The organism is Variovorax soli NBRC 106424 (assembly GCF_001591385.1).
GTDB classification, from domain to species: Bacteria; Pseudomonadota; Gammaproteobacteria; order Burkholderiales; family Burkholderiaceae_C; genus Variovorax; species Variovorax soli.
In genome coordinates this window covers 1-11,409 of the sequence record NZ_BCUU01000070.1, presented here as the reverse complement: position 1 = coordinate 11,409, position 11,409 = coordinate 1, and the positions used below count along the sequence as shown (strand labels likewise).

Genomic DNA, 11,409 nt, shown 5'->3' with positions numbered 1-11,409 from the left:
CTTCCTCTTCAATAGTCGATGCGCTGGCACACGGTGTCCGGCGCGCCGGACGCGAGTCGGGCCAGCACCGCGGGCAGCTGGTCGAAGGGCGCGCTGTCGGTGACGAGCGCGTCGAGCCGCTCGTCCTGCAGCAGCGAAAGCGCCAGCGCCATGCGGCGCGCATGCGTCCAGCGCGCGCGCTGGGCGGTGGCCACGTGGCCCACCTGCGAGCTCTTGAGGGTCAGGCGCCGGGCATGGAATGCCTCGCCCAGCGGCAGGCTCACGGCCTGCTCGCCGTACCAGCTCAGCTCGAGCACGGTGGCTTCGAAGGCGGCCAGCTTCAGCGCGGTGGCCAGGCCCTCGGCATGGCCGCTGGCGTGGACGACGAGGTCGGCTTCCGATGCGGCGCGGCCCGGCAGCGCGAACTGCAGGCCCAGCCGTGTGGCCATGTGCTCGCGTGGCGCATGGGTGTCGATCAGCTGCACGCTGCAGCCGGGCAGGCGCGATGCCAGCCAGGCCACCAGCAGGCCCACCACGCCGCCGCCCACCACGGCGATGCGGTCGCCCAGGCGCGGTGCCGCGTCCCACAGGGCGTTCACCGCGGTCTCCATGTTGGCGGCCAGCACGGCGCGTTGCGGCGGCAGGCCGTGCGGCAGCGGATGCACCGCGCCGGCGGGCACCACGTAGCGGCTCTGGTGCGGATGCAGGCAGAACACGGCGCGGCCCTGCAGTTCGGGCGGCCCCTGCTCGACCACGCCCACGCTGGCATAGCCGTACTTCACCGGCGCCGGAAAGTCGCCCTCCTGGAACGGGGCACGCATGCGTTGGTATTCACTGGGCGGCACGCGGCCGGAGAAGACCAGCAGTTCGGTGCCGCGGCTCACGCCGCTGTGCAGGGCGCGCACCAGCACATCGCCGTCGCCGGGCGCCGCGAGTTGCACGGGGCGCAGGGCGGCGCGGCCGGGGGCTTCGATCCAGCAGGCGCGGGCAGTCGTTGCCGGGGAGGCCTCATGGGGCGCGTGAAAACCATCGGACATGGGCCGAGTGTGTCACGCATGCGCGCGTGGCGTGAGGCCGCGCGAAAAGCAAAAAAAAAGCGCGTGCCGCCGGAGGGGGATGGGCGGCACGCGCGGAATACGCCTGGGGCCGGACACGCTTGTCCTGGCCCGCGGCGTCAGCCCGCCTTGGGCGTTTCAGGGGAAGGTGAAGGTCAAAGGCGGAACAGTCGAGTTGGCGTCGATGTCGATGTTCTTGATGCTGCCGTTGGAATTGGCCTGCACCGTGTAGCGGCCTGCCACCGGTGCGTCCGGCACGAAGCCGAAGGACGGTGCGTTGGCCACGAACGGGGCGCGGACCGGTGCGGCGATGGGCAGGCTCGTGTCGAAGGTGCCATCCAGCGCATCCACCGCCGGAGAAGCCACCTCGATGGTCGGGCCGCCGCTGAGCGACTGCGTGGCGCGCACCGTGGCGGTGGCCGGGCTGACCGTGCCGTTGACGTCTCGCATCAGCGACGCCGGCGGGTTCATCCGCACGGTGGTGCTGCCGATCGACGTGACCGTGTCGGCGGTCACAGGCACGCCCGTGACGACCGCCGTCGCCCGCTCGGGCGCGGTGACCACCAGGCTGTAGCTGCCCACCGGCACCGGGAACAGCACGAAGCGGCCGGTGCTGTCGGGGATGCTGGTCTTCACCGGCAGGCCCTGCGATTGCACGGACACCAAGGTGCTGGTGCCGACCATGGCCGGATCGATCCAGCCTTCCACGCGCTGGCCGCCGCTGTTGACCACGGGGATCACCGCGATCACCGGCTTGAGGTTGTACTTGCCGGTGTTGCCGCGCTTGACCACCGACTTGCAGGCGTCAAAGTCCAGCACCACGTCCACCACCTTGTCGGCCGGGACGTCGACGTTCATGTTGAGCTTCAGGCCGCTTTGCTGCCCGCTGGGGGTGTCGAGCGGCACTTCAGCGCCGCCGGTGGGCTGCACCGAGTTGGCCCAGGGGGCGGCCACCGTGTTGTCGGCCAGCACCAGGCGCATCTGCTGGTACTTGCCGGCCGGCAGCACCGTTTCGCCCAGCGGGAACAGCACGCCGTTGGTCAGGGTGAGCAGGTCCACGCGCTGGGGTCGTGCCAGCGGAATGTCGACCCAGCCGCCCGCGCCGCCTTCGGCATCCGAAGCGTCGGCGCTCTGGTGCACCCGCACCTTGTTGACGGTGACGAACACGTGGTCATAGCCGCACGACGGCGCATCGGTCATCGAGACTTTCATGGTGCCGGCCGTGGCGCCCGAGCCGCCAATGCCCCCGTCGCCGCCGCCGCCGCCACAGGCGGCCAGCAGCAGCGCCGCGCAGGTGACTGCGCCCGCTGCCATTGTTTTCAGAAGCTTCATCGTGGTTCTCCTAGTGTTGGCGGAGCCGCAGGCTCCTCGTAGTAATAGATGCCCAGGCCGACGCGCGTGCACGGCGTGGTGACTGCTTCGGCGGCGCCCGGGACGCTGTCATGGGTCTGCAGCCAGGCGTCCAGGCGCTCGAGCAGGGCCTGGGCCTGGTTGGCGCTGAGCTTGCGGAAAGCGGGCAGGGCGCTGTCCGGAATGGCCTCGTACATGACCTTGCGCTGGAAGCGCGGGTCGAGGTCGCCGTGTTCGATGTTGTGGTCGATGGTGGCAATGAGTTCGGCCGTGTCCACGCCCAGGATGTCCAGCTTGTCAGGGGCGCTGCGGGCCGGAACGTAGGCGCGTGTCTGCAGCGCCACGTGCTGGCCGTCCTGCCAGCGCACGGCGCCCACGCGCAGCAGCTCGTCGAGCACCGCCCGCGCCGGCATGTCGCCGCTGTGGCGCCGCACCAGGGCCGCAAAGCCGTGCGGGCCCTCGATGGCCAATGCCATGGGCTGGCCCTTGTCGTCGAGAAAGTCGGGGTCGCGCACCCAGCCGGTGAGCACGCGCGAGGCACGGTTGTAGCGCTCGCCCTGGGCCGGGTCCTCCGGCATGGTGCTCAGCTCCAGCAGGCGCCGCACTTCCTTGCGCGTGAGGCCCGAGAGGATCGAGGCGCGCGAAATGGACGGCTTCTTGCCTTCGATGGAGAAGTCCTTCATGGCTACCTCGACATAGACGCGGCGGGCCAGGTCCTCGAAGGCGGTGTAGGACATGGAGTGGCGCAGCAGCACGCGAAAAAGCGCCCGCAGCACACGCGAAACTGCGTTGGCGAGCGCTTCGTGCAACAACGACCTGGCATCCATTTTGGGAAATCTATCCCAAATTGACCGCAAACCCAATGCAGAACGTAAGCATTCATGACAGCCGCGCCCGGGCGCTTCCAGCGCTTTGGGGGCACACTGGCGCCTGGCCGGAAACGGGGGCGCTCGAGGGCGCCACCCCTTTGGACGAGGAGCACTCTTCTTCATGCCGCTTGCTGCGCAGAACACCCTGAGCGGGAGCCCGCTGTTGCGCCTGCGCCGCGCCGCCGGCGCGGTTGCGGTCGCGGTGGGTCTGGTGCTTCTGCTGGCCGCCGCCGGCGTCGCCGCCCGGATGGGCTGGAGCGCCGCCTATGCCGCGCAATGCCTGGCCGTGTACGGCCTGGGCGCCGCCTGCATGCTGGTGGGTCTGCGCGGCCACGCGCCGCATGCGCGCTTCGGCGCCGCCAATGTCCTCACCCTGCTGCGCCTGGCCATGATCGCGCTGCTGGCCGGCCTGGTGGGCCGGCCCATGCCAGGCGATGCCGCGCCGCTGGCCTGGGCCGTGGTGGTGTTCGCCACCACCACCGCCGTGCTCGACGCCGCCGACGGACCGCTGGCGCGCAGCCAGCGCCTGGCCAGCGAATTCGGCGCCCGCTTCGACATGGAATGCGATGCGCTGCTGGTGGCCGTGCTGTGCCTGCTCCTCGTGCAGTTCGACAAGGCCGGCGCCTGGGTGCTGGCGGCCGGTGCCATGCGCTATGCCTTCGTGCTGGCCGGCCGCGCGTGGCCGTGGATCGACCGGCCGCTGTTTCCTTCATGGCGGCGCAAGGCGGCGTGCGTGGCGCAGATCACCCTGCTGATCGTCTGCCTGGGGCCAGTCATTGCCCGCCCGGCCAGCCAGGCCATTGCCGCGGTCGGGCTGGCGATGCTGGGCGCCTCCTTTTTCGTCGACCTGTTGTGGCTGTACCGCCGCCGAAGCACGGAGTTGCAAATATGAATGCCATCCGAACAACAACACGCCGGTCATTGCCGGGCCTGCTTGCCGCCGCGCTCGCCCTCGCCGCCTTGTTTTCCGCGGCGCCGCAGGCGCAGGCCGCCCCTGCCCGCTACCAGCTCGACCCGGACCACATCAGCATGGGCTTCCTGGTCGAGCACCTGGGTTATGCCAAGGTGCTGGGCATGTTCCGCGCGGTGCGCGGCAGCTACAGCTTCGACGAAGAAACGGGCGCGCTGTCCGACGTTCGCATCGAAGTCGACACGCGCAGCGTGTTCACCAGCCATGCCAAGCGCGACCAGCACCTGATGAGCGCCGACTTCCTCAACGCCAGCGAATTCCCGCGCATGGTGTTCACGGCCGCAACCGCGCGCAAGACCGGCGAGCGCAGCTTCGAAATCCCGGGCCAGCTCGAACTGCTGGGCCGCAGCCAGCCGCTCACGCTCACCGCCACCTGGAACAAGAGCGGCATCTCGCCCCTCGACAAGACCTACGTGATGGGCGTGTCGGCACGCGGCAGCTTCAAGCGCAGCAGCTACGGCATGAAATACGGCGTGGACAACGGCTGGGTGGGCGACGAGGTGCCGCTCATCATCGAATTCGAAGCCAAGCGGCAATGACCGCCGCGAAAGCAGGCGCGAGTCGCACATGACGCGTCGGGCGCACGGGGCGTGGCAGGCGGCGCTGGCGCTGCTGCTGCTCCACGCGCTGCTCACGCTGCACAACCGCTGGCCCACCGTATGGCCGGCGCTGGCGCCGGGCATCTCGCTGGAGCTTGTGCTGGCGGTGTCGGCCCTCGCGCTGTGGATCGGCTGGCGCGGCCGCGCACCCGCCACGCGCGGCCTGCGCTGGCTGGCCGGCATCACCACCTTCGTCGTGGTGGCGCACTACCTCGATTCGACCGCGGCCGCGCTGCTCGGCCGGCCCTTGAACCTGTACTGGGACGCGCCGCATGCGCTGTCGGTGCTGCGCATCAGCGGCATCGGCCCGGGCCGAGTCGCGCTCGCCGGGCTGCTCTTCGTCCTCCTGCTGGTGCTTTTGTACGCGCTGGTGCACAGGTGCTGGCGGTGGCTCGGCTCGGCACTGGCCCAAAGCCGCGCACTGCGGGTGGGTGTTCCGGTGACGGGCGTGGTGCTCGCGGCGGTGTTCCTGATGCACGGCGTGGCCGGGCAGGACACGCGCTTCGTCTTTGCCCGGCCCACGACGCCGGCGTTGGCGCGCCAACTGGAGTTGTTCGCTGCAGCGCAGGTGCCGGGTGGCGCAGCGCTCACGCCCAGTCCCGATTTCGCGCGCCACACGCTGGCCGGGCTGCACGGCGCGGACGTGCTGCTGCTCTTTTCCGAGTCGTACGGGGCCTGCACGCTGGACGTCCCGGCGCAGGCCAGGGCGCTGGCGCCGGCGCGCGAAGCGCTCGCGCAGCAGATCCAGGCCAGCGGGCGCGGCGTGGTGTCTGCGCGGCTGGTGTCGCCGACCTTCGGCGGATCGTCGTGGCTGGCGCATGCGGCGGTGCTGGCCGGCGTGGACACGCGCGACCCCGGCGATTACGAGCGCCTGCTGGCCAGCCAGCGGCCCAGCCTGGTCCAGCATTTCAGGCAGCACGGCTGGCGCACCGTCAACTGGATGGCCGGCTTGCAGAAGCCCTGGCCGGAAGGCAGCTTCTGGGAATTCGACCGCTATGCCGATGCCGACAGCGTCGGCTACCGCGGCCTGGCCTGGGGCCACTGGCGCGTGCCCGACCAGGCCGCGCTGGCGCTGCTGCAGGCACAGGAGCTGGCCGCGCCGCTGGCGCAGCGCCCGCCGCGCTTCACCGTGATGGCCACGCTGGCCAGCCACATGCCCTTCGTGCCGCTGCCGCCGCTGATGCCGGACCTGGCGCATGCGGGCGATGCGCAGGCCTACACCGCGCAGCAGCTCGACTCAGCATTGCAGGTGCCCGGCACGTCGCGCCGCGACAGCGGCACGCAGGCCTACCTCGATTCGCTGCGCTACACCTTCGCATGGCTGGGCGCCTATTTGCAGAACGAAGCGCCGCCGCAGCTGGTGACCGTGCTCGTCGGCGACCACCAGCCCTGGGCCGTGGTGAGCGGCAGCGACGCGTCGTGGGAGGTGCCGGTGCACATCATCAGCCGCGACGAGGCGCTGCTCGACCGGCTGGTGGCGCACGGCTTCGTGCGCGGCCTGGTGCCGCCGCCCGAGGTGCAGGCGCGGCCCATGCATGAACTCACGCCGCTGCTGCTGGACGTGTTCGACGCGCCCATGGCACCTGCGGCGGAATAAGCCCCGCCGACAGGGAACGCGCTGCCCCGGCACAATCGCCGCCATGCCTTCTTCCAACGCCCCGGCGCAGCACCTTCCGGACTCGCGCTATGCCTACATGCGCCTTCTCGTCACCATGCTGCTGCTCACGGTGGGCAGCGGCGGCATGTACGTGGTGGCGGTGGTGCTGCCATCGGTGCAGGCCGAGTTCGGCATCGACCGCGCGCAGGCTTCCATGCCCTACACCGCACTGCTCGTGGGCTTCGGCGTGGGCGGCATCTGGATGGGCCGGCTGGCCGACCGCTTCGGCGTGATGTGGCCGCTGCTGCTGGGCGCGCTGTGCCTGGGCGTGGGCTATGTGTTCAGCGGCCTGTCGGGCGGCATCTGGGGCTTCACGCTGGCGCAGGGTCTGCTGGTGGGCTTTCTCGGCAGCTCCGCGGCCTTCGGGCCCCTGATGGCCGACACCACGCAGTGGTTCGTGCGCCGGCGCGGCATTGCGGTGGCCCTGTGCGCCAGCGGCAACTACATCGCGGGTGCCGTGTGGCCGCCCATCATCCAGCACTTCGTCGAAGTGGCGGGTTGGCGCCAGACCCTCATCGGCCTGGGCGTGTTCACGACGCTGGCCATGGGCGCGCTGGCGCTCATGCTGCGCGCGCGCCCGCCGGCCCACGATGCGCACGGCATGGTGGCGGCCCATGGACAGGTACCGTCGGACCGGCCCTTTGGCCTGTCGCCCGGCAAGGCACAGGGCCTGCTGTGCGTGGCGGGCGTGGCCTGCTGCGTGGCCATGTCCATGCCGCAGGTGCACATCGTGGCCTACTGCACCGACCTGGGGTTCGGCGCCGCGCGCGGTGCGCAGATGCTGTCGCTCATGCTGGCCTGCGGCGTGGTGAGCCGGCTCGTCTCGGGCGTGATCTGCGACCGCATCGGCGGCCTGCGCACGCTGCTGCTGGGCGCGGTGCTGCAGTGCGTCGCGCTGATCCTGTTCCTGCCCTTCGACGGCATGGTGCCGCTGTTCGTGGTGTCGGCCATGTTCGGCCTGTTCCAGGGCGGCATCGTGCCCTCGTATGCCGTGATCGTTCGCGAGCATTTCCCGCCGGCGGAGGCGGGCGCGCGCATCGGCACGGTGCTCATGGCCACGCTGCTGGGCATGGCGCTGGGCGGCTGGATGTCGGGCAAGGTGTTCGACCTGACCGGCAGCTACCACGCGGCCTTCCTCAACGGCATCGCCTGGAACCTGGTCACCATGGGCATTGCCTTCGGCCTGCTGCTGCGCGTGAAGCGGCTGCGGCCGGGCGGCGCGGTGGCGCAAGCCGCGGCCTGATCCGGCGCACCGGCTTTGGTTTAATGCCGAATGCGCGGCGCCGGACGCGGCCGCGCGGAAGGGAGGCTGCACACACACATCACACACGCGTAGCACGGCATGTGCGCCGGCTGCCCGCGGCCTTTGCGCGCGGCAGCTCACATAAGCAAGAACATTCAGGGAAACAATCATGAAACTCACCCTCGTCCTGAGGGCGGTCGTCCTGTCAGCGACTGCCTTCGCCCTGGCGGCCTGCGCCGCCAGCCCCGGCGGCTCTTCTTCCTCTTCTTTCTCCTTTTCCTCTCTTTCTGCTGCCACGCCACCATCGGCTGCCTCGCACCTGTACACGCAGACGAACGAAACCAGCAACAAGATCATCCACTACGCGCGCAACGCCGACGGCACGCTGGTCGAGGTGGAGCGCGTGGCCACCGGCGGCAAGGGCACCAACGGCTACAAGATCCTCACCCGCCAGAAGTCTGCGCCGGACAACCTGGTGAGCGTGGGGCCCGTCATCCTCAGCGCGGACAACAGCATGCTGTTCGCCGTCAACGCCTCCGATTCGAGCGTGAGCAGCTTCTCCGTGGGCCAGGATGGCAAGCTGCAGCTGCGTGACCGCCAGCCCACCGGCCAGAAGGCGCCGCCGACCTCGCTGGCCTACATCGCCAAGGCCGGCATGCTGTACGTGATGCACTCCACCGGGCCCAACCACATCCGCTCGTTCAAGGTGGCCGATGGAAAGCTGCGGCTGATGAGGAAGAAGTACACGCTGAACACGCCGCGCTTGCAGAACCGGGTCGGCACGCAGATCATCAGTTCGCCCGACGAGCGCTTTCTGCTGGCCAACGTGGTGTTCAACACGCCGCCGCCGAAGGTGACGCCCTCCAACGCCAAGACCAAGGACGGGCTGCTGGTGTTCCCCATCCGGGACGACGGCAGCCTGGGCAAGGCCGTGGTCAACGATGCGGGCGGCGAAGGACCCTTCGGCCTGGCCTTTCTCAATGGCAGCGACAACGTGTTCGTGAACACGCTGGCCGATTCCAGCGGCGCGGTGCTGAGCACCCTCGGGCCGGACGGCAAGGTCACCAGCACGCCCATTGCCAGGGTGGCCCTGAACCCGGCGAACAAGGGGCCGGCCGACACCTGCTGGGTGAGCCTGAGCCCGGACAACCGCTTCGCGTATGCCACCAACTTCAGCTTCGGCAACGTCACCGCCTTCAACATCGAAGGCGGCAAGATCAGCGTGGCCGCCGACAACCAGGGCTATGTGCCCGGCGACGGCAACTACAAAACCGGCACCGGCCTTGTCACCAGCGGGCCGGTCGATTCGTGGGCCAGCCGGGACGGCTACTTCTACCAGCTCTATCCCAACGCGCGGCAGCTCGTGGCCTACAAGATGGACGGGCCGCAGCTGCGTAAGGTCGCCAGCTATCCCGTGCCCTACAACAGCACGGTGGGCCTGGCGGGCTACTGACGAGCCGAGCCCGCGGCGCTAGTCGAAGGCGCGCGGGTCGCGTGCCACCAGCGCCGCATTGCGCCGGCGGTCCAGCTCGATCTCGCGCGCGAAGGCCTCGGCGCTGCCGGGCGCGGGCAGGTTGTTCGACTGCTGCAGGCGCTCGCGCATCGGCGCGCCGGCCAAGGCCCGGTTGATCTCCGCATTGAGCCGCCGCACGATCCGCCGCGGCGTGCCTTGCGGCGCGAAGACGCCGAAGAGCGAATCGCGGTTGGCCGGCGCAAAGCCCAGCTCGGCCAGGGTGGGCACGTCCGGCAGCGCCGGCAACCGGGCGGGGGCGCCCACCGCCAGCGCCCGCAGCCGCCCCTGGGCGATGTAGCGCAACTGCAGCGCCGCCACATTGGTCGACAGCAGTTCGAACTGTCCGCCCAGCGCATCGTTGAGCTGCGGCCCGCCGCCCTGGTAGGGCACATGCGTGATGTCGACGCCGGCCAGCGCGCGCACCTGCGCCAGCACCAGGTGGCCGGTGGTGGCGATGCCGGAACTGGCCCAACGCAAATTGCCGGGCCTGGCGCGGGCCTGCTGCAGCACGCCGCCCCAATCCGTGCCGGTGAAGGCCGGCGTGGCAGCGATGAGCACTGGCGTGTGCATCACGCTCGCCACGGGCGCGACCGCATCCAGCCGGTCGGCATGCGCGAGGCGCGCGATCAGGGGATGAAGGGTGAGCGGCGTCATGGCGGAAAAAGCCAGCGTGTGGCCGTCGGGTGCGCTGCGCGCCAGCGCATCGATGCCCACGCTGCCGCCCGCGCCGGGGCGGTGCTCCACGATCACGGGCACCTGTAGTGCATCCGACAGCGGATCGGCGAGAGCGCGCGCAATCGTGTCGGACACGCCACCGGCCGGATAGACCACCCACAGGCGCAAGGGTCGCGCCGGCCAGTCGGCAGGCGAGGGCGCGGGTGCGGCGAGTTGAGCCACGCCCGCTGCGGGCCACGCCAGGCCGGCGGCCAGCAACCTGCGTCGATGCAGGCCCGCGCCCGGCGACATCTGAAAGGCGCGCGTGTTCTTCTTCACGCGCCGGCGCGCTGGTGCAGCAGCGCATGGAATTGCCGGGCGGGCAGGCTGTCCTCGCCCTCGCGCCAGGCGAGGGTCAGCGGCGCATCCAGCGCATCGCAGCCCTGCAGCGGCAGGTAGGCTACCGCATGGGCATGCACGCCGGCCATGGAGGCGGGCACCACCGAGGCGCCGACGCCGGCGGCCACCAGGTTCAGGTTGGTCATCATGCGGTCCACCTCGGCCGCCACGCGCGGTGCCAGCCCCTGCGCATGGCACAGCGCCAGCAGCTCGGCGTACATGCCGGGTGCGCCGGGCCGGCGCACCAGGATCAGCGGGCTCTCGCACAGGCGCTCGAGCGGCAGGCCGCGCTGGCGGCTGCGCGCGGGCAGCGCCTGGGCACGCTCGATCGGCAGGGCCGCTACCATCGGCTCGCGCAGGAGGGTGTCGAAACGCAGGCCCTCGGCCTGCGCCACCGGGCGCCGCAGCAGCGCCGCATGCAGGCGGCCGGCTGCCAGCGCCTCCGTCAGCCCCGCGGCATTGGCTTCGCGCAGCTGCAGCTCCACGCCCGGAAAGGCCTGGCGAAAGGCACGCAGCGCATCGGGCACGAAGCGGTGCGCCGCCGCCGAGCTGGTGAAGCCCACGCGCAGCACGCCGGCCTGGCCTTCGGCCACGCGCTTCATGCGCAGGCGCATGGCCTCGGCGTCGTCGAGCAGGCGGCGCGCCTCGGCCTGGAACAGGCGGCCGGCCTCGGTCAGGGTCACGCCGCGCGGATGGCGCTTGAACAGCTGCAGGCCCAGCGTGCGCTCCAGCGTCCTGATCTGCGTGGACAGCGGCGGCTGCTGGATGCCCAGCTGTTCGGCAGCGCGTGTCATGTGGCCGGTTTCAGCCACCGCGGCGAAGTAGCGCAAGGCCCGCAGGTCCATGGCTTGTCTCCATATCTTTTTCGTATCGGAAGGGCTCGATCATTTTATTTGACCCTAGGTCACCCCGCTCCTATCTTCGGCGCGCACCACGGCCCTCAATGGCCGCGGTGTTTTTGAAGAACCACGGAGACAAGACAAGCCATGCGCACCGCGCCTCGCCATTCCACCTTCCTTCCGCCGGGCCTGCGTGCCGCTTCGGCGCTCGGCCTGGCCTGCTGCCTGGCCTTGCTGTCCGCCTGCGGCGGTGGCAGCAGCAACAGTGGCGGCGCGCCCGCC

The 11,409-nt window shown here is 70.4% G+C and carries 10 protein-coding genes; 5 read left to right on the top strand and 5 right to left on the bottom strand.

All coding sequences use genetic code 11. The features are described from left to right. Positions 1-8: 8 nt before the first annotated feature. The 3 genes from VSO01S_RS18570 to VSO01S_RS18560 all read right to left on the bottom strand — a co-directional run bounded on the left by VSO01S_RS18570 (position 9) and on the right by VSO01S_RS18560 (position 3,211). The gene (locus tag VSO01S_RS18570) at positions 9-1,016 is read right to left on the bottom strand and encodes a zinc-dependent alcohol dehydrogenase (RefSeq protein WP_068644299.1); all 1,008 of its coding nucleotides are present in this window, start codon (positions 1,014-1,016) and stop codon (positions 9-11) included. A gap of 156 nt (positions 1,017-1,172) precedes the next feature. Beyond that, complete coding sequence (locus tag VSO01S_RS18565; RefSeq protein ID WP_068644298.1) at positions 1,173-2,366, bottom strand: DUF4382 domain-containing protein; 1,194 nt, start codon at positions 2,364-2,366, stop codon at positions 1,173-1,175. Continuing rightward, on the bottom strand, positions 2,363-3,211 hold the full coding sequence (locus VSO01S_RS18560; protein WP_281179844.1) for a DUF6502 family protein: 849 nt from the start codon (positions 3,209-3,211) through the stop codon (positions 2,363-2,365). The genes VSO01S_RS18565 and VSO01S_RS18560 overlap by 4 nt, the downstream gene beginning before the upstream one ends. Positions 3,212-3,374: 163 nt before the next feature. Here VSO01S_RS18560 and VSO01S_RS18555 point away from each other — a divergent pair, with 163 nt between their 5' ends. The 5 genes from VSO01S_RS18555 (at position 3,375) to VSO01S_RS18535 (ending at position 9,175) form a co-directional block, all read left to right on the top strand. Further along, positions 3,375-4,145, top strand: coding sequence for a CDP-alcohol phosphatidyltransferase family protein (locus VSO01S_RS18555; protein ID WP_068644296.1), 771 nt, complete (start codon positions 3,375-3,377; stop codon positions 4,143-4,145). Further along, positions 4,142-4,762 carry a YceI family protein gene (locus VSO01S_RS18550; RefSeq protein WP_068644295.1) on the top strand — a complete coding sequence of 207 codons (621 nt, stop codon included), beginning with the start codon at positions 4,142-4,144 and terminating at the stop codon, positions 4,760-4,762. The genes VSO01S_RS18555 and VSO01S_RS18550 overlap by 4 nt, the downstream gene beginning before the upstream one ends. A 28-nt stretch (positions 4,763-4,790) precedes the next feature. Next, positions 4,791-6,419, top strand: a complete 1,629-nt coding sequence (locus VSO01S_RS18545) for an alkaline phosphatase family protein (RefSeq protein WP_068644294.1) — start codon at positions 4,791-4,793, stop codon at positions 6,417-6,419. 43 nt (positions 6,420-6,462) lie between these two features. Beyond that, complete coding sequence (locus VSO01S_RS18540) at positions 6,463-7,722, top strand: MFS transporter (protein ID WP_068644293.1); 1,260 nt, start codon at positions 6,463-6,465, stop codon at positions 7,720-7,722. A 169-nt stretch (positions 7,723-7,891) separates the two neighbouring features. Further along, positions 7,892-9,175, top strand: coding sequence for a lactonase family protein (locus tag VSO01S_RS18535; RefSeq protein WP_068644292.1), 1,284 nt, complete (start codon positions 7,892-7,894; stop codon positions 9,173-9,175). A gap of 18 nt (positions 9,176-9,193) precedes the next feature. Here the strand turns inward: VSO01S_RS18535 and VSO01S_RS18530 are convergent, their stop codons facing one another. Both VSO01S_RS18530 and VSO01S_RS18525 read right to left on the bottom strand, forming a co-directional pair. Beyond that, positions 9,194-10,201 (bottom strand): Bug family tripartite tricarboxylate transporter substrate binding protein, encoded by a 1,008-nt coding sequence (locus tag VSO01S_RS18530; protein WP_068644312.1) that lies wholly within the window; start codon positions 10,199-10,201, stop codon positions 9,194-9,196. Between the two features lie 23 nt (positions 10,202-10,224). Beyond that, a complete protein-coding gene (locus VSO01S_RS18525; RefSeq protein ID WP_068644291.1) occupies positions 10,225-11,133 on the bottom strand; it encodes a LysR substrate-binding domain-containing protein in 909 nt (302 codons plus the stop codon). Positions 11,134-11,409 lie beyond the last annotated feature (276 nt).

What these genes read in the sequence shown, in the direction of transcription:
- VSO01S_RS18570 (WP_068644299.1), bottom strand. Translation starts at nt 1,016, where the DNA reads ATGTCCGATGGTTTTCACGCGCCCCATGAGGCCTCCCCGGCAACGACT.
- VSO01S_RS18565 (WP_068644298.1), bottom strand. Translation starts at nt 2,366, where the DNA reads ATGAAGCTTCTGAAAACAATGGCAGCGGGCGCAGTCACCTGCGCGGCG.
- VSO01S_RS18560 (WP_281179844.1), bottom strand. Translation starts at nt 3,211, where the DNA reads ATGGATGCCAGGTCGTTGTTGCACGAAGCGCTCGCCAACGCAGTTTCG.
- VSO01S_RS18555 (WP_068644296.1), top strand. Translation starts at nt 3,375, where the DNA reads ATGCCGCTTGCTGCGCAGAACACCCTGAGCGGGAGCCCGCTGTTGCGC.
- VSO01S_RS18550 (WP_068644295.1), top strand. Translation starts at nt 4,142, where the DNA reads ATGAATGCCATCCGAACAACAACACGCCGGTCATTGCCGGGCCTGCTT.
- VSO01S_RS18545 (WP_068644294.1), top strand. Translation starts at nt 4,791, where the DNA reads ATGACGCGTCGGGCGCACGGGGCGTGGCAGGCGGCGCTGGCGCTGCTG.
- VSO01S_RS18540 (WP_068644293.1), top strand. Translation starts at nt 6,463, where the DNA reads ATGCCTTCTTCCAACGCCCCGGCGCAGCACCTTCCGGACTCGCGCTAT.
- VSO01S_RS18535 (WP_068644292.1), top strand. Translation starts at nt 7,892, where the DNA reads ATGAAACTCACCCTCGTCCTGAGGGCGGTCGTCCTGTCAGCGACTGCC.
- VSO01S_RS18530 (WP_068644312.1), bottom strand. Translation starts at nt 10,201, where the DNA reads ATGTCGCCGGGCGCGGGCCTGCATCGACGCAGGTTGCTGGCCGCCGGC.
- VSO01S_RS18525 (WP_068644291.1), bottom strand. Translation starts at nt 11,133, where the DNA reads ATGGACCTGCGGGCCTTGCGCTACTTCGCCGCGGTGGCTGAAACCGGC.